This is a genomic window from Terrimonas alba (genome assembly GCF_042434975.1).
GTDB lineage: Bacteria > Bacteroidota > Bacteroidia > Chitinophagales > Chitinophagaceae > Terrimonas_B > Terrimonas_B alba.
This window is the reverse complement of record NZ_JBHMQM010000003.1, coordinates 25,514-44,556: the sequence shown is the minus strand read 5'-3', so window position 1 is coordinate 44,556 and position 19,043 is coordinate 25,514. Positions and strand designations below refer to the sequence as shown.

The window sequence follows — 19,043 nt, the reverse complement described above, 5'->3', positions numbered from 1 at the left end:
AAGACATGAAAAATAGTAAACAATTTATAGGGCTGGTGTTGGTCCTTTGCAGCCTTATATTTTTTAGTTGTAAAAAATTGCAGGATGGCTATGATTACAATTCGTCTTTCTATGATACCGATTTAAAGATGAGTGTGATGGATTTTATGAAATCACGTCCTGATTTATTTTCAGGAATGATGGCTGCGATTGAATATGTTGATCAGGACCCTGCTTATAAAGATGTAAAAGAAATGTATTCCACTACGGGAAATACCTTTTTGCTATTGCACAATAATGCACTGACTAACCTGGAAGATGCCAATAGCTACTGGGTATTGAATAAGCTGATGGGCCCCGATCCTTACGATCCTACAAAAACGATAGCGCTGCGCGGATCCGACTGGTCGCAATATAACAGGGACACTATTGCCAATCTTTTAAGATATCATGTGCTGAAAGGAACACAAACTTATAGTACGCTTAATTCCATTCCAAAATGGGTGGAAACTTTTGCCAGCAGCGTAACCAACGATTCGGCTAAAGTATTTGTCTATCTCGAAAATGTACGTGAGGCCAATTTGAGATTGAATAATTATATAGGTATTCCTACTGTTTATAAGGGCACAACTGTAAACTGGACAAACATAGCTCCCCGTACGCCTGATCTGCATGCTACTAATGGTGTTGTACATGTTATGAACAGGTTTTTGTTTCAACCCACAAGAGAGGCAATCGATAAAAATTAATCAACCAATTCTAAAATTTTATGTGGAAAATATATAACCTCCTTTCGTTAGTTGCCCTGAGCGTTTTTACATTCTCCTGTAAAAAGGATATTGATGTAAAAATTGAAAGCCTGAATAAAGCCGGCCAGGAATTTTATTTTGGAGAAAAAGTTCCGGTATGGACCTCCACCAATGGTGATAAGCAGGGGATATCTTATGAATGGACGGCTACAGGCGGCACCTTCGATGGCTTCAGAACGCAAAATTTATTTGAAAATTTGTGGATCGCTCCAAACGTTGCCGGTGACTATACGATAACGGCCACGGCGAAAAATGATGGAAGTTCATCATCAAAGTCTACCAGCATGAAAGTGACAAGGTATTATTTTGATGAATTTCAGAGCGCCTACACATTAAATGGTAATGGATGGAGTATCAGTAACGTCGACGCCAGCGGTCAGAAATTGATAACGAATGTTGATCCGGCTAATTCAAGATTGGAGCTTACTGCCACATCAACAAGTGCTCCTAATATCCGCAGAACGCTTAACCTGGCTGAATTAAAAATACCTTTTTCAATCAGAACCAAATTGGGCTGGAAAAATTATTTTAGATCAACATCGGCGATAACCATCAGCTTATTTTTTAATCAACCTTCCGATCCAACTATTCCCTACCTGCGGGAGATCAGGTGGGAAATTTGGCCCACTGAACCCTCTGCTACAAAAGATAATTACCAGGTAAGGTATGAAACATTTATTCCTGCGAGTAATACGTCAAAATTTAGCTCTGCTTCCAATACGGCCGCTACATTACCACTTCCATTACCGCTGATTGATCCGGTAAAAGGGAAAAGAGCTGACCTTGAAATGACGGACGGAACAATAAAGAATCTAAGTTTTTCTGTTGATGCAGGTAATGTGTTTCATGCGTATATAGACGGACAGTTATGGTTTACAAGCAATGGTATCAAGGATTGGCTGGCTTATGCCAAAACTACTTATGCCGGTTTCCAGGATCCGGTTGCAAAAGAATTCAGGGTGGCATTTCCGGCTAAAGAATCCGGTAAACCAGGCTCTACCATTGTTTTAAAAAGCGTTTATATCAATAACGACGGCGAGATTTTAAAATGATAGCGTTGGGAATCGGACTAGTCGGTAACAAAATATTGATCAAAGCAGAAATAGTAAACCAACGTTAAATGTTATTGCAACATCAATTGCAATAACATTTTTATTTAAAATAATTTCTCCTGAATAGTAAATATATTAACCTTTAGTCCATGTTGAGATTTAAATTATTCTTTTTAATTGTCAATTTTATTTCTTGCGTTGTTGTTGCACAGCACCCAACAAAAACCGATTTAAAGCTTTGGTACAATAAGCCCGCAACAGTATGGGAAGAAGCATTACCGTTGGGAAATGGAAAAACAGGAGCAATGGTTTTTGGCGGTGTGGAAGAAGAAAGATTTCAATTAAATGATAACACATTATGGTCAGGTGCACCAAATCCCGGCAATGCGCCTGAAGGGCCATCTGTATTATCGCAAATAAGACAACAGGTTTTTGAAGGTAACTATGATAGTGCCGCAACATTATGGAGAAAACTACACGGGCCTTATTCCGCACGTTATCTTCCCATGGCTGATCTATGGTTAAATTTTCCAATAAAAGACACCGTAACAACAAGCTATTACCGCGATCTTGATATAGATAATGCAACAGCTGTTGTAAAATATACTATTGCAGGAGTTACTTACCGTCGCGAAACATTTATCAGCTATCCTGATAAAATAATGATTGTACGGATCACTGCCGATAAAAAAGCAGCGCTTGATTTTTCTGTCGGTATCACAAGCAAATTAAAAAACACGACTAAGACTACAGCAAACGATTATTTGGTATTGAGAGGTAAAGCCCCAAAGTTTGTGGCCAACAGGGAAGCAGAGCCGCAGCAAGTGGTATATGATGAGAATCCTGATGGCGAAGGAATGAATTTTGAAGTGCATGTAAAACTTGTAGCACAAGGTGGAACGGTGATTCAGCAAAACGACAAGCTGGTTGTAGCGGATGCAAACACGGTTACAATTTATCTTTCAGGGGCAACAAGTTTCAATGGTTTTAATAAATCACCCGGTAAAGAAGGTAAAGACCCATCTATAGAAGCGAAAGCGAATTTGCAAAAAGCAATAACAAAATCATATACACAGTTAAGAATAAATCATATTGCAGATTACCAATCTTTGTTTCATCGTGTGTCGCTGGATTTGGGCGCCGATCCTTCACTATTAAAATTACCCACTGATCGACGCTTGCTTGCATTTACAAAAGGTCCCGGAGATAATCATCTCGCTATGTTGTATTACCAGTTTGGCCGTTATTTGATGATCGCTGGTTCAAGACACGGTTCACGTCCAACTAACCTGCAGGGTATCTGGAATGATCATGTACAACCGCCATGGGGCAGTAACTATACCACTAATATCAATACCGAAATGAATTACTGGCTGGCGGAGAACACCAATCTTTCCGAATGTCATCAGCCTTTGTTTGATTTCATGAAAGAGCTGGCAGTAAATGGTGCGGTTACTGCCAAAACGAATTATAATATCAAAGAAGGATGGGTAACACATCATAATTCTGATCTGTGGGCCAAAACATCACCACCGGGCGGACAAGGCTGGTATGATCCGAAAGCTATGCCACGTTGGAGCTGCTGGCCGATGGCTGCAGGATGGTTCAGCACGCATGTATGGGAACATTATTTATTTACCGGGGATCAAAAATTTTTAAGAGAAGTAGGATATCCTTTAATGAAAGGTGCTGCTCAGTTTCTTTTGCATTGGTTGATTGAAGACCCGAAATCGGGATATCTTGTTACCAATCCATCTACATCGCCGGAGAATACGATCAAGATAAAAGGAAGAGAATATCAACTAAGCATGGCTACTACGATGGACATGTCCATCATCCGTGAGTTATTTACAGCCGTTATTAAATCTGCTGATATTTTAAAAATAGATACGGAGTTTAAGAATAAACTGATAAAAGCAAAAGAGAAATTATATCCTTATCATATCGGTCAATATGGCCAGTTACAGGAATGGTTCAATGATTGGGATGATCCGAATGATAAGCATAGGCATCTCTCGCATTTATTTGGCTTGTACCCGGGCAGCCAGATCTCTGTAAAGACAACACCTGAACTGGCAGCAGCGGCAAAACAATCATTGATCCTTCGCGGTGATGTAAGCACCGGCTGGTCCATGGCCTGGAAAATAAACTGGTGGGCCAGGTTACAGGATGGTGAACATGCGTATAAAATTTTAAGCGCAGCCTTTGCTTATATCAATCCGGCTGAAATCAGGGAAGCGATGGGTGGAGGCGGGACGTATCCGAATTTATTTGATGCGCATCCACCGTTTCAGATTGATGGGAACTTCGGCGCAACTGCTGGTATAACGGAAATGTTTTTGCAAAGCCATGAAGGTGAGCTTTCGCTTTTACCCGCACTGCCTTCTGTTTGGAAAAAGGGATCCATCAAGGGTATAAAAGCCCGTGGCAATTTTAAAGTGGGTATTGCCTGGGACAATGGAAAATTAAAACAAGCTAAAATAGTTTCCAATAAAGGAGGTAACTGTCGTGTACGTACATCACAGCCGGTTAAGGTGGTAGAAGTAAAATGCATTAACGCATCAGGCGTAAATCCTAACCCCTTGAATACGTCATATGGGAATCCGCCGTATCAAAAAAATACGAATGCAAAGTTGGTTGACATAGATGAACCGAAAGGATATACTATCGATTTTAAAACAGAGATAGGTAAAACGTATACGATTGTTCCTTTGTAATTAAACGCGGTCCTGGACCAAATGACCTGATGGGGCTTTGGTAGGGAAAAAAATATTATTCACGATATGAAAAAATATAGATATATAAATTCTCTTTTTGTTTTGCTGATCTTATCCTTTACTGTTTATACACAGGAATTAAGCTGGACCGAAATGGCTCCTGGCATATGGAAAGGTGTTGTCGGAAAACCTGAAGCGTATGATCTACTAAAAGCATCAGGGTCTTCTCCTAACAATGAGGCTTTAGCAAAATTGGGCACTGCTGTTTTTCCCGTTTCCCAAAATGATATTGCTGGAATAATTACCGATGGAAAAACAATATTGCGTTTTCCACTGGAAAGAGAAGAGCAACTCTACGGTTTTGGACTAAATTTTCAAACGGTACATCAGCGGGGAAAAATCTTGCAATTGCACATGGATCATTATGGGGGTAAGGATAACGGACGTACCCATGCACCGGTACCTTTTTATGTTTCCTCAAAAGGATATGGGGTATTTATTAATTCCGCACGGTATATCAATGTATATGCCGGTACTGGTGTAAGAAAGGACAGCAAAAACCCACCGGTAGAAAAGGACCGTAACACAGATAAAAGCTGGAGTTCACGACCCTATTCCGATGCGGTGGAAATAGTGGTGCCGGCTGCAGGTATAGAAGTATATGTATTTGCCGGGCCGACAACATTGGATGCAGTACGAAGATTTAATTTATTCAATGGAGGCGGTGTATTGCCACCAAGATGGGGTTTGGGTTTTACTCAACGTGTCAAATCATTATTTACCGCGAATGAGGTAGAGCAGGAAGCCAATGATTTTGCAGAGAAAGGATACCCGTTAGATTTTATTGGTTTGGAACCTGGCTGGCAAAGCAAAGCTTATCCCGGCACATTCGAATGGGATAAAAATCGTTATCCTGAGCCCGCAGCGTTTGTAAAAAAAATGATGGATAAAAATATCCGCCTGAATTTGTGGATCAATCCTTATGTATCAAAACAAGCTTCGTTTTATAAAAGCATTACACCTCATACCGGTTCGCATACCGTTTGGGTAGGTGAAGTGCCCGACTTTACAATTCCCGAAGCAAGAAAAATTTTCTTCGGGCAATTGCAGAAAGACCAGGTGGATATTGGTGTGAGCGGATATAAAATTGATGAGGTGGATGGATATGATCATTATCTCTGGCCAGATGCAGCAACCTTTCCGTCAGGATTAAGCGCTGAACAAATGCGGCAAACCTATGGAGTGTTGGCCATGCGCTACAGTGCGGAAATGTATCATCAGCGTAATCAGCGTACGTATGGATTAGTTCGTGCATCCAACGCAGGCGCTGTTTCTTTTCCTTATGTGATCTACAACGATTATTATAATCATGAAGATTTTATTACGGCTTTGATCAATAGTGGCTATGCCGGTGTGTTATGGACGCCGGAAGCAAGAGCTTCAAAAACCGGTGAAGAATGGTTGCGGCGGTTTCAAACTGTTGTTTTTTCACCAATGGCCATGATCAATGCCTGGTCGAGCGGAACAAAACCCTGGTCCTATCCTGAAGTAGCAGATCAGATAAGAGAGTTTGCTTTATTGCGTATGCAGATGATGCCTTACTGGTACACTGAATTTGCGAAGTATCATTTTGAAGGTACGCCACCATTCAGAGGTATGTCATTGGAAACGGGCTTCAAACAGGAAGTAAAAAAGGAAGCGGGCAGTACTAATCTTGAAGAGAACCCTTATGCCGAAGCAACCAGCAAAGAGATCAAGGATCAGTATATGGCGGGTGAATATTTATTGGTTGCACCAGTGTTTACGGGTCAAACAACAAGAAAAGTTGTGTTGCCAAAAGGTAAATGGTATGATTTCTATACAGGTGCTTATGCGGGAGATGGCGAAGTAATAACAGTTACCCCAGGCTTGAATAAAATTCCGGTATATGTAAAAGACGGGGCGATCATACCGATGATGCCGCCTTTATTACATGCGCCAAAAGCGGGAGAGAAGGTAGAACTTGAAATAAGACACTATGGTGAAAAGCCCGGAACGTATTTATTGTACGATGATGATGGGGAAACATTTAATTATGAAAAAGGAGAATACAGTTGGCGGGAGATAAGAACAGAGAAAGATAAAAAAGGAAAATGGAAGGGAACAATATCAGCAGCAGAAAAAGGAAAACCTAATACGATCGGTAAAGTAAGCTGGAAGTTTATGAACCCCCAGCCCCTAAAGGGGAGTAATTGAGTCAATATGAGAGTCATTCTTTTTTTAATAACCATCACGTTGAGTTCTTGTTCTGCCCAGAGAATGAGTAGAAAAACCAATTCATCTTTTAATGATGTAGTAAAGGAAGTGCTTCGCAAACAGATAATGGAAAAAGCTGCGTGGGCATTAGAGCAACAGCCTATAACTGTAACTGCGCAAAGCTCGCCGCGGAGTGCAGGTGGAAAACATGATTTTTTCTCAGAAGGAGATTACTGGTGGCCTAACCCCGTAAGTGTTGATAGTCCATATATACAAAAAGACGGAATGACCAATCCGGATAATTTTGTTGCGCATCGCCATGCAATGATACGGTTGAGTCAAATCGTTGGTGCGTTGGCCTCCGCTTATAAATTAACCGGGGATGAAAAATATGTACAGCATGGGCTAAAGCATTGTTTAGCCTGGTTTGTTGACAAAGAAACCATGATGAATCCAAACCTCTTGTATGCTCAGGCGATTAAGGGCCGTTTTACCGGCAGAGGCATTGGTATTATCGATACGATCCATTTTATAGAAGTGGTGCAGGGTTTGCTCGCTATGGAAAATGCGAAAGGGATTAATAAAGATGCATTAACAGCGATCAGGAGTTGGTTTGAACAATATCTGGAATGGTTGACAACACACAAGTATGGCAAGGATGAAATGAATGCCGAAAACAATCATGGTACTTGTTGGGTAATGCAGGTAGCGGCATTTGCGAAATTTACCGGCAACCAGCAACTATTAAAGTTCTGCAGCGACAGGTATAAGACTGTTTTACTACCCAACCAGATGGCAGTTGATGGCAGTTTTCCAAGAGAAATAAGAAGAACAAAACCTTATGGCTATTCCATTTTCAATCTGGATGCCATGGCAATTATCTGCCAGGTTCTTTCATCTGAAAAAGATGACCTCTGGAATTATCAAACGGCTGATGGAAAGTCAATTAAAAAAGGAGTTGAATATTTATATCCTTTTATAACGGACAAAAAGAAATGGCCGCATAAGCAGGATGTGATGTATTGGGAAAATTGGCCGGTGGCACAGCCGTTTTTAGTATTTGGCGCTAATGCATTTAATAATAAGGAATGGTTGGAGACATGGAAGGCATTAGAGCATGACCCGAAGGTGGAGGAAGTGATAAGGAATTTGCCGGTGAGGAATCCGTTGATATGGCAAAGCCCCCTCTAAATCTCCCCTAAAGGGGAGACTCGCAAGTACACAGCCCTCGCTTTTCGGAGAGTTTGATTGAGTAAAGCTCTTCAAAAATGCTGAGCAGAGATATATAGGTGATATGGTGGTTATGCAGTGTGGATTTGCAATACAGCACCGTCCCTTCTCTTTGGAGAAGGGAAAGAAGGTTGAGGCTGGGTTTGTCGAATAAAAGCTTGTACCGGTTACAATCAGTAAGGAAGAACTGATGAAACTGCTGAAAGTGCCATTAATCTCTTTAAATAAATAACTGAAATGAGTAAACAAATAATCGGAAGTGTAATAGTAGTATGTGTATGGATATGTACGGGCTGTGCCCAAAATATTAAGATGGCCAAAGTATTTGCCGATGCGGAAAAACAAACAGAAATAATGTTGCAGGAAATACCGAAAGCATCTAATGCCGGCAGCGATCAGTTTTCGCCAAGAACATTACATAACGGTGGCCAATTACGATTGGTAGCCTCCCGTGACTGGACCAGTGGTTTCTTTCCGGGTGTACTCTGGTTTTTGAATGAGTACACAGGTGAGGAACAATGGAGGTCGCAAGCCAGGGCATTTACTGCAAAAATGGAAAGGGAAAAAACAAATGGAGGTACGCATGATATGGGGTTTAAAATTTATTGTAGTTATGGAACAGGATATCGATTAACGAAAGATCCCGCTTATCGCGATATTATCATTCAATCCGCCAAAACATTAAGTACACGTTTCCGTTCTATCACAGGAACTATCCGTTCATGGGATCATAGCGGTGACAAATGGGCCTATCCCGTCATCATTGACAATATGATGAACCTCGAATTATTATTCGCGGCTACACAACTTACCGGAGATTCATCTTTTTATAAGATTGCTGTTTCCCATGCAAACACAACGATGAAAAATCATTTTCGACCGGATTATAGTTCTTATCATGTGGTAGAATATGATACACTGACAGGTAAAGTAGTAAAAAAGAATACACACCAGGGTTATGCGCATGAGTCAGCCTGGAGTCGCGGGCAGGCCTGGGGTTTGTATGGTTATACGATGTGTTACCGGTTTACAAGAGATGTAAAATATTTAGAGCAGGCGGAGAAGATCGCGGCATTTATGCTGAATCATCCCAACATGCCAAAGGATTTGGTTCCTTACTGGGACTATAATGCGCCCAATATTCCCAACGAAGAAAGAGATGCGTCAGCAGCTGCTGTGCTTGCTTCTGGTCTTTATGAATTGAGTCTTTATAGTAAAAAATCAAAATATTATAAAACTACGGCGGATAAAATTGTTGCGTCGCTGACCAATAATTATCGTTCGCCGGTTGGTGAGAGCAAAGGGTTTATTCTTTTGCACAGTACGGGATCAAAACCCGGCAAAAGCGAGGTAGATACGCCATTGAACTATGCTGATTATTATTACCTGGAAGCCTTGCTGCGTTCTAAAAAGTTGAAGGCGAAGAAAAGTTTGTTTTAGTATGTAGTTGGGAATACAGGTAACGATTAAAATAAAAGAGCATGAAAAAATATTTAATAGCCATTTTGTTTGCCGTTTTTTTTATTCCGGGAAAACTTTTGGCAAAAACGATTACCGTATCGTCGATCACCGAGCTTCAAGAGGCGATCAATAATGCAAGACCGGGAGATAATATTTTTCTGAAAAGCGGAGTATATACCACCACAGCTGACATTGTCATTAACAAAACGGGAACAAAATCCCAGCCGATAACAATCGCTGCGCAGACCGAAGGTGCTAGCGAGATCACAGGTAGTGGGGGATTCAGTTTGGTTAGTCCTGCGGCTTATATTATTATCCGCGGTTTTAAATTTACACATGCGGCGGGCAAAGCAAGATTAAATGCAGGTACGAATTTTTGTGAATGGACGAACAATATTTTTGAAACACCCGGAACAGGTGATTATCTTACGGTTGCAGGCAGTGACCACCAGATTGATTATAATACCTTTCAGAATAAAGATTCGCTGGGAAAATTTATTGCTATAAAAGGCACCGGTAGCCAGATAGCAGAAAGACTTTGGATACATCATAACTATTTCAAAAAACATAAAAGCCAGGGAGGGCGTAACGGTGCTGAAGCTTTACAGTTTGGATTAAGTGGTTTTAGTCTTTCATCCAGCAACAGCATTGTAGAGTATAATTTATTTGAGGATTGCGCCGGTGAAAACGAATTAATTTCCGTGAAGGCGTCCGGGGTAACACTGCGGTATAATACTATTCGCAATTGTCCGGCTCAATTCACCCTGAGGCATGGGAATTTCAACCACGTATATGGCAATTACTTTATCAATACGCCTGGTCTGCGGATCTTTGGAGATGACCACCTGGTCTATAGCAATTACTTTGAGAATTGCAGTATCGCTATTAACATTGGCAATGGCGGTGCTGAAGTAGCCGATGGTGCTCCGCTTACTTCACATGATCGTCCTGATCGTGTATTGATTGCTTTTAATACATTAGTTAATAATAAGACCAACATTGTACAAACTGCCAGAAACAATGGCTTGGGTTCTACCTTTATTACAATTGTAAATAATATTGTGCAAGGCGGAGATGTTGCTGCAAGCGTCGCGGGCCCTGCTTCCAATCATGTATGGGAAGGAAATGTAATTTTTAATACAAATGGTGCTGGCAATATGTCTGCAGGAACGTACACAGTAACAGATCCGAAATTAATGAAGGATGCATCAGGCGTATTTCATCTTCAAAAAGGAAGTCCCGCTATCAATGCTGCCAAAAAAAATTATCCAAATATAACTGTAGATATGGATGGGCAAACAAGAACTTCAAAGTTGGATATAGGAGCAGATGAATTTTCTACAAGTGCTATAAAAGCGAAGATCTTAAATCTTTCGGATGTTGGAGCGGGGAGGTAAATACTTTGTCGTGAGATGATCAGAGAGTGAAAAAGATTGCCAGTAATCACGAATAAAGAGTAACGAAAAAACGAGAAAGGTTTATAACGGGAAACGGGCAGCCTAAACAGACTACCCTTCGTCAAGCTCTGGGTTGTTGCCAAAATAGATGAATAGAAAGCGAGTTATCGGGAAAAAACCGGTCATAATAATTGGTTAGTTGCAGATGTTAACCCTACTGATTTCTTTATGTAACGATCAAGCTTAACACATGAAAAAAATTCTTTCTATTATTGTCGTATGTAGTTATTCATTTTTTCAATTAAATGCACAAACCAGTGTGAAGGATGACCGGATGGAATGGTGGCGGGAGGCCCGTTTGGGTATGTTTATACATTGGGGCGTCTATGCCGTTCCTGCCGGTACGTATAAAGGACAAAAGATCAATCGCATTGGTGAATGGATCATGAACCGGGGAAAAATTCCGGTTGCCGAATACCAACAATTCGCTGAAGATTTTAATCCTGTAAAATATGATCCCGATGCATGGGTAAGAATGGCAAAAGATGCCGGCATGAAATACATCGTAATTACTTCCAAACATCATGATGGATTTGCCTTGTTTGATTCCAAAGCCAGTGAATGGGATATAGTGGATGCTACTCCTTATAAAAAAGATCTGCTGAAACCATTGGCGGAAGCATGTCGTAAGCACGGTATTAAGCTTGGATTTTATTACTCTCAGGCGCAGGATTGGAACAATCCCGGTGGCGCTGCTGCACGTAAAGTAGCAAGTGAAGGATGGGCGAATCCTGATTCCGCGAAAATTGATGCTTATACCCAGACGCATAGCGGTCATTGGGATCCGGCGCAAACAACAAAAACAATGACGCAATATATTGATGAAATAGCTGTACCGCAGGTAAAGGAACTACTGACCAACTACGGTGATGTTGCTGTGCTTTGGTGGGACACACCAACCGGTATGACGGATGAGTACGCGGAAAAGTTAAATGCGCTATTAAAAATGCAGCCGAACATTATCACCAATGATCGGTTGAAACGTCCCAACTATCCCGGTGATTATAAAACGCCGGAACAAAGAATACCCGACTTAAGTGAGCTGGACGGAAAAGACTGGGAAACCTGCATGACGATGAATGAAACATGGGGATATAAAAGTTATGCGCATAACTGGAAAAGCCTAAAAACACTTATTCAAAATACAGTTGATATTGCTTCAAAAGGCGGTAATTATTTATTGAATGTAGGGCCGAAGGCGGATGGCACGATTCCTCAAGAGAGTATTGATTTACTCAAAGGAATGGGTAAATGGATGAAAGTAAATGGTGAATCTATTTATGGTACAAAAGCAAGTCCATTCGGATTATTTCCCTGGGGTCGTTGCACTAAAAAAGAAAAAGGCGATAACACGATACTTTATTTTTCTGTCTTTGAATGGCCGAAAGATGGTAAGCTTTCCATACCGGGTTTGAAAAATGAAATAGTATCAGTTAAATTATTAGCCAATAATACAACACTGAAAACAGAAGCTACCAATGATGGTCTTGTTATCAATGTGCCGGAAAACGGATTGGATCCGAACGCAACCGTCATAAAGGTTGAAGTAAAAGGATCTGTAGCAGCCGGACCAGCTAAGCCAAAAGACAAAATGAAAGCAGGGGAGCTCGATTGATCAATTTTTAATTTTTATCAGTGATTTCGCTTAAAAAAATAGCTATCTCTCTCGCTGCTATTGCAGGTTGTTTTTGTTTACATGCAAAGGATGTAAACATAAAAGATCATGGTGCAGTAGGTGATGGACAAACGATGAACACTGTATTTCTTCAAAAGGCAATTGATGAATGTAGTGCAAGTGGTGGGGGAAAAGTTATTTTTCCCGAAGGGATTTATCTATCCGGTACGATTGCGATGAAAGATAATGTTACGTTGCACTTTCAGAAAGGATCCCGCTTGCTGGGAAGTACAAACATAGAAGATTACCGGAATCTCGATCCTTTTACGGAAGGCCTCGGCATTGATGTAGGCTGGGCATTATTGGTAGCCATTGATCTCAAAAATATCGGTATAGAAGGTGAAGGAGCCATTGATGGCCAAGGTTCCAAATTGAAAGCGGAACATATTATAAAAGATACAAGACCGGAAGGTCAGCGCTGGGGCCGTCGCCCTTTTTTAGTGCGCATTGTCAGGTGTGATGGTGTTACGGTAAAAGATATCACATTGAATTATGCCGCAGCCTGGACATCGCATTATTTTCAATCAAAAAATATTCATATTGAAAATGTAAAGATCGTCAGCGTAGGCGTAGCACACAACGATGGCATCGGTATCGACGGTTGCCAGGACGTTCGTATAAAAAATTGTGATATAGTGAGTGGTGATGATGCATTGGTTTTTAAAACTACATCCAGCACGATGGGTTGTAAAAATATTGTAGTAAGTGGTATGCGATTAAAGAGCCGCCAGGCCGGTATAAAGATGGGCACAGAATCGATGGCGGCTTTTGAGGACATTAAGATATCCAATTGCCATATTTACGATACAAGAAATGGAGGGATCAAATTATTTTCTGTTGACGGCGCTCACCTGCGGAATGTAGAAATTTCAAACATCACCATGTCTGAAGTAAGAACACCAATGATCTTTCGTTTGGGCTCGAGATTGAATGTGTTCCGTAAAGGACAGGATTCAAAGCAATCAACAGGTATTTTTGAAAATGTTATAATAAAAAATGTAAAAGCAAAAGCCGCTGATTCTGCACAATTAAAACCGCCTTCCGGTATTTTGATCACAGGTGTTCCCGGGCATTACATAACTAATCTTACACTGGAAAATATTGAAATAGATCTTTTAGGAACAGGTACTGCGGAAGATGCAAGACATGCTGTTCCCGAAGCTATTGATCAATATCCCGAAGTGAAAACATTCGGTCCTGTTATTCCTGCATATGGGGTATGGGCCAGGCATGTAAAAGGATTGAAGTTGAAAAATATCAGCTTCCGTTTAAAAAATAATGATCTGCGTCCTGCTTTTATTTGTGAGGATGGGAAAGACATTGAGATTTCAAACTGCGATATACCTACTACCCATGGTGCTCAATCGATCATTCGTTTAGAAAATGTAGAAGGAGCTGTTGTCAATAATAATAAGATAAAAGGAACCGCGGCTGCTTTTGTAAGAGTTGAGGGAGCGAGTTGTAAAACTGTACAGTTGTTGAAAAACCAAACGCCTGGTGTCAAAAAGGAAATTGAATCAGTACCTGCAGTAAAACGTGAGGTTGGAGCAGCTGATTAAGAATAACCTGTCAAAGTGAGAAGAACAAGAAGTTATTCTCAATTGTATGAACGATCAGGTAAACAAGCCTTAACAAATATTGGCTATAAATTGAACGATTTAAGCAAACCATAATATGCACAAAACCGATTGTAATATGCGACGCATTTTTGTAAAACCACTTTTAATAATGTCTCTTACATTGTTGAGACCGGGTATTGATTTTGCCCAATCAAAAAATGAAAGTTCAGATCTCAGGACCTGGCCCAAAGGAACATCACCGCAAGAGATCGGTATAAGAGTGGCGGAACGTTTTATCGCTATACCGCATAGTAATTTTAACCGTACCACACCACCGAAAGTGATCACTTATCCCGAAACATGTACCTGGTATGGTGCTTTGACATTTGCTAAAGAAACAGGGAATAAAAAATTGGCGGAGCAACTGGCACAACGTTTCGAACCATTATTTGGCAGCCGCGATACATTGATCCCGGTGCCTGATCATGTCGACTATACGGTATTCGGTGCCGTTCCCCTGGAATTATACCTGCAAACCAAAGAAGAAAAATATTTGAAACTGGGTAAACATATTGCCGATAAGCAATGGGGCCCGCCGGAAGGGAAAAGAGTGACTGCGGAGTCGCATCGTTTTTACAATAAAGGATTGACATGGCAAACACGCTTATGGATCGACGACATGTTTATGATCACGGCTGTACAATCACAGGCGTATCGTGCCACAGGCGATCGTAGATATATAGATAAGGCTGCTAAAGAAATGGTATTTTATCTTGATTCACTGCAACAACCCAACGGACTTTTTTATCATGCACCGGATGTTCCTTTCTTCTGGGCAAGAGGTGATGGTTGGATGGCGGCAGGCATGAGTGAACTGTTGCGTTCTTTACCAAAAGATAATCCTGATCGACCACGCATTATGAAGGGATATAAAATGATGATGGCAACACTGCTTAAACACCAGGCTGAAGATGGTATGTGGCGTCAATTGATCGACGATCCTGAATCATGGAAGGAAACATCAAGTACCGGTATGTTCACTTTCGCTTTTATTACCGGTGTAAAAGAAGGCTGGCTGGATAAAAAAACATATGCACCTGCCGCACGTAAGGCATGGTTGACGCTTATTACCTACCTCAACGACAAAGCGGAGATCAGCGAAGTATGTGAAGGAACCAACAAAAAAAATGACCGGCAATATTATCTTGATCGCAAAAGAAATGTAGGCGATCTGCATGGACAGGCGCCGGTATTGTGGTGTGCAACAGCATTGCTGAGAAAATAATAACCGGTGGTTATCTTTTACGCGGATAAAAGCAACACACTATTCTCATATTTTTCAATCAGAACATAAAAGCAGGGACTTTTCCCGTGCCAAACCAGTTTAAATAATTGGCAAACTATTCAGCTATTTTGGCAAAGCTTTTCGTGTGTCCCAATTTGCCAGAACATTACAACAAGGATTTAATGTGAAGTAGGGTGCCAATAATAATTGTGGCCGGAATTCTCATTTTAAATCAGCCTAATATTTTCACGAAGTAGTTGATTTTGGGAATACGGTAACGATTGCGTAGAAAGAGGGATGGTATTTGATGATGATGGTATATTTTACGTTTGCTTAAATCAATTGAGGGCGTAGTCAGCTGTTTTAGAAAGGCTTGAAAGGCATTCAGCAATTACAAGCTGACTCTAAATATTCAGTGATTAAGCTGTATTTACCATTCATCTAACAAACTAAAACTGCTTGCCATGCTTCGAAAACCCCTACAAGGGATAGTGCTGCTTAAAAGCGCTTCCTTAGTTTTTTCCGTTCTTTTTTTCAGTTCAATAGTCTTTGCTCAAAGTATATCTGTCGGGGGCAAAGTATTATCATCTAAGGAAAGCGGTCCTTTGGCCGGCGTATCTGTTACCATAAAGGGCTCACCTGAGGGTACTACCACCGATGATAAAGGCAATTTTCAAATTTCTGTTCCCGGCAGTACCGCTATACTGGTATTTAGTTACCAGGGTTATTTGTCGCAGGAGATTACTGTGGCAAACCGTACCTCTTTTACCATCGGGTTGGAGGAGAATATTAAAAAACTGGATGAAGTGATAGTAGTGGGTTATGGACAACAAAAGAGAAGGGACGTTACCGGGGCTATTTCTTCTGTAGCTTCTAATGCTCTTAGGGAAGTACCGGTAAATAGCCCCGGACAGGCATTGCAGGGCCGTGTGGCTGGTTTGTATGCAGTAACTCAAGGTTACAGTCCTGGTGCCGATGTTACCATACGTATCCGTGGTAACCGTTCTTTTTCTGCCGGCAACGACCCGCTGTATGTAGTGGACGGTATTCCTATATCCGGTGGCCTGAATGATATAAACCCCAATGATATTGAATCAATGGAAGTATTGAAGGATGCATCGGCAACAGCTATCTATGGTTCCAGGGGCGCTAACGGTGTAATCCTTATTACTACCCGGCGGGGCAAAACAGGGGCGCCAACAGTTACTTACGATGCATATATAGGTGTGGTAAAAACCCTTGGAACGGCGGACATTTTCAATGGCGCTGAATTCGCAGAGTATAAAAGAGAATCACGCCGTACCAGTGGTAAGTATAAAGATTCCAATAAGGATTCGTCCGACAAGGCATTGTTTGAACCGGTTGAACTAAAATCAATAGAGCAGGGCAGATATACCGATTACCAGGATTTAATGCTGGAAGATGGTGTTCAGCAAAGCCACCAGCTTGGTGTATATGGGGGCGGGGAACAAACAAAATATGGTATCAGCATTGGTTACTTTAACGATAAAGGCGTTGTGCCGGTACAGGATTTTACCCGCTATACTTTGCGTCTTAATATAGACCAGCAGATTGGTAAAAGAATAAAGGTTGGATCTTCCGTTTTAGGCACTTATAGCACAAGGAACGGAGCCAACCTGAACCCTATTGATGATGCCCTTGCCGAAAACCCATTGGGAGTACCTTATGATTCTGCAGGCAATCTTATTTTTCTGCCTACAACGGATGGCCTTCGTACCAACCCGCTTTCAGAATTAGTAAAAGGAGCACAGGTTGATAAAAATAAACGCTTCCGGTTATTTGCCTCTTTATATGGTGAAATAGAAATACTGAAAGGCCTTAAGTACCGGATAAACTTTGGCCCGGATATAATACAAAACCGGAATGGAAGATATATCGGCCAGTTTACCAATGACCGGCGCGGCGGCGACCCTACTGCCAGCACCTCCGAAGATTTTGTTTTTGCCTACACACTGGAAAACATTATTACCTACAACAAAACATTCAACAGAAAACATGCTCTCAATTTTACAGGTTTGTATGGTGTGCAAACCAGGGAGCAGGAGGGTACAAACAACGGCGTACAAAATGTACCTATCCAGGATATGCAGTATTACAACCTCGGCGCAGCGCCAATCATAACAGGCGTCGGTAGTTTTTTTGAAAAATGGACCATCCTGTCTTATATGGCCCGTATCAATTATGTGTTCAATGATAAATACCTGCTTACTGTTACCGGCAGGTCTGATGGGTCTTCACGATTTGCCTCCGGTCAGAAATGGGGTTTCTTTCCCTCTGTAGCAATTGGCTGGAATATGGCGAATGAAAATTTTCTTTCCAACAGCAATATAATAAGCAACCTGAAACTAAGGGCCAGTTATGGAGAAACTGCCAATACAGGCATCAACCCTTATCAAACATTGGGAGGTCTGGGCAGAACAACTTACGCATTTGATAATACGGCAGCATACGGCTACCGCCCTGTTACCATCCCTAACCCCAGCCTGAAATGGGAGTCAACAGGCTCTTTCAACGCAGGTATTGATTTTGGTTTTTTTAATAACCGCATAACAGGATCTGTAGAAGTGTACCGGCAAAATACTCACGATTTATTAATGCAGCGGCAATTGCCCATTACTGGTGGTTATGGTAGTATTTTAGAAAATATCGGTTCCACCCGCAATACAGGATATGAAGTAACAATATCAACCGTCAACATAAAACATAAAAACACGGAAGGCGGATTTAGCTGGAGTACGGATTTGAATTTTTTCCAGAATAAAGAAGAGATCGTGGAATTGTTTGGCGGAAAAAAAGATGACATTGGAAATGGATGGTTTATCGGCCAGCCATTAAGCGTAATATATGATTATGAAAAAATTGGTATCTGGCAAACAGCAGAAAAAAATGCGGCACAACTATTTTCCCAAAAACCAGGGCAGATAAAAATCAAAGACCAAAACAGTGATGGTTTTATTAACGCAAGCGACCGTGTTATTTTAGGATCCAATGTCCCGAAATTTTCAGGCGGTATTACCAACCGCTTTTCTTATAAAGGATTCGATCTTGCCATATTTATATTTGCAAGGTTTGGCAATAAAATTACAAGTGGTTTTCACAATGGTGCCTGGATGCAGCTGCAGGGCAGATACAATAATCTGAAGGTAGATTACTGGACAGAAACAAATCCTACTAATAATTACCCCCGCCCCGATGAAAATTCTGAAAGACCCATTTATAATTCAACCCTGCAATATTTTGACGGCTCGTTTATAAAAATCAGGAATATTAATATTGGATACAACCTGCCCGAACGTTTTGTAAATAAAATAGGCATAAAAGGTTTGCGGTTCTATGCATCAGCACAGCAACCATTGATTTTTGCTCCTTACAGGCAGAAAGAAAAAGGAATAGACCCGGAGTATCCCACCGCTAATACACCGGCTACCTCCATGTATTCCTTTGGTTTCAATGCAAAATTTTAATCGCTAAAAAATCAACAAATGAAATGAGACATAAAATTTTTCGGCCTATTATATCAACAGTGATGAAAATTTTATTTCAAATTCTATGTGACTAAAAAC

The 19,043-nt window shown here is 41.1% G+C and carries 11 protein-coding genes; all 11 read left to right on the top strand.

The features are described from left to right. Window positions 1-5 precede the first annotated feature (5 nt). The 11 genes from ACFEL9_RS09120 to ACFEL9_RS09070 all read left to right on the top strand — a co-directional run bounded on the left by ACFEL9_RS09120 (window position 6) and on the right by ACFEL9_RS09070 (window position 18,944). Entirely contained in the window at window positions 6-728 is a 723-nt protein-coding gene (locus ACFEL9_RS09120) for a fasciclin domain-containing protein (protein WP_385888705.1), read from the top strand. A 20-nt stretch (window positions 729-748) separates the two neighbouring features. Beyond that, on the top strand, window positions 749-1,840 hold the full coding sequence (locus ACFEL9_RS09115) for a hypothetical protein (RefSeq protein ID WP_385888702.1): 1,092 nt from the start codon (window positions 749-751) through the stop codon (window positions 1,838-1,840). 149 nt (window positions 1,841-1,989) lie between these two features. After that, window positions 1,990-4,557: a glycoside hydrolase family 95 protein gene (locus ACFEL9_RS09110; protein WP_385888699.1), complete on the top strand. Its 2,568-nt coding sequence runs from the start codon at window positions 1,990-1,992 to the stop codon at window positions 4,555-4,557. A gap of 66 nt (window positions 4,558-4,623) precedes the next feature. After that, window positions 4,624-6,792 (top strand): glycoside hydrolase family 31 protein, encoded by a 2,169-nt coding sequence (locus ACFEL9_RS09105; protein WP_385888696.1) that lies wholly within the window; start codon window positions 4,624-4,626, stop codon window positions 6,790-6,792. A gap of 6 nt (window positions 6,793-6,798) precedes the next feature. Further along, complete coding sequence (locus ACFEL9_RS09100) at window positions 6,799-7,983, top strand: alginate lyase family protein (RefSeq protein WP_385888694.1); 1,185 nt, start codon at window positions 6,799-6,801, stop codon at window positions 7,981-7,983. Window positions 7,984-8,259: 276 nt separating this feature from the next. After that, window positions 8,260-9,462: a glycoside hydrolase family 88 protein gene (locus ACFEL9_RS09095; RefSeq protein ID WP_385888691.1), complete on the top strand. Its 1,203-nt coding sequence runs from the start codon at window positions 8,260-8,262 to the stop codon at window positions 9,460-9,462. Window positions 9,463-9,503: 41 nt separating this feature from the next. Further along, entirely contained in the window at window positions 9,504-10,880 is a 1,377-nt protein-coding gene (locus tag ACFEL9_RS09090) for a polysaccharide lyase 6 family protein (protein WP_385888689.1), read from the top strand. A 250-nt stretch (window positions 10,881-11,130) separates the two neighbouring features. After that, window positions 11,131-12,555 carry an alpha-L-fucosidase gene (locus ACFEL9_RS09085; protein WP_385888688.1) on the top strand — a complete coding sequence of 475 codons (1,425 nt, stop codon included), beginning with the start codon at window positions 11,131-11,133 and terminating at the stop codon, window positions 12,553-12,555. 20 nt (window positions 12,556-12,575) lie between these two features. Beyond that, window positions 12,576-14,174 carry a glycoside hydrolase family 28 protein gene (locus tag ACFEL9_RS09080; protein ID WP_385888686.1) on the top strand — a complete coding sequence of 533 codons (1,599 nt, stop codon included), beginning with the start codon at window positions 12,576-12,578 and terminating at the stop codon, window positions 14,172-14,174. A 136-nt stretch (window positions 14,175-14,310) separates the two neighbouring features. Then, window positions 14,311-15,459, top strand: a complete 1,149-nt coding sequence (locus ACFEL9_RS09075) for a glycoside hydrolase family 88/105 protein (RefSeq protein ID WP_385888683.1) — start codon at window positions 14,311-14,313, stop codon at window positions 15,457-15,459. Between the two features lie 464 nt (window positions 15,460-15,923). Next, complete coding sequence (locus ACFEL9_RS09070) at window positions 15,924-18,944, top strand: SusC/RagA family TonB-linked outer membrane protein (RefSeq protein ID WP_385888681.1); 3,021 nt, start codon at window positions 15,924-15,926, stop codon at window positions 18,942-18,944. The last annotated feature ends 99 nt before the right edge of the window (window positions 18,945-19,043 follow it).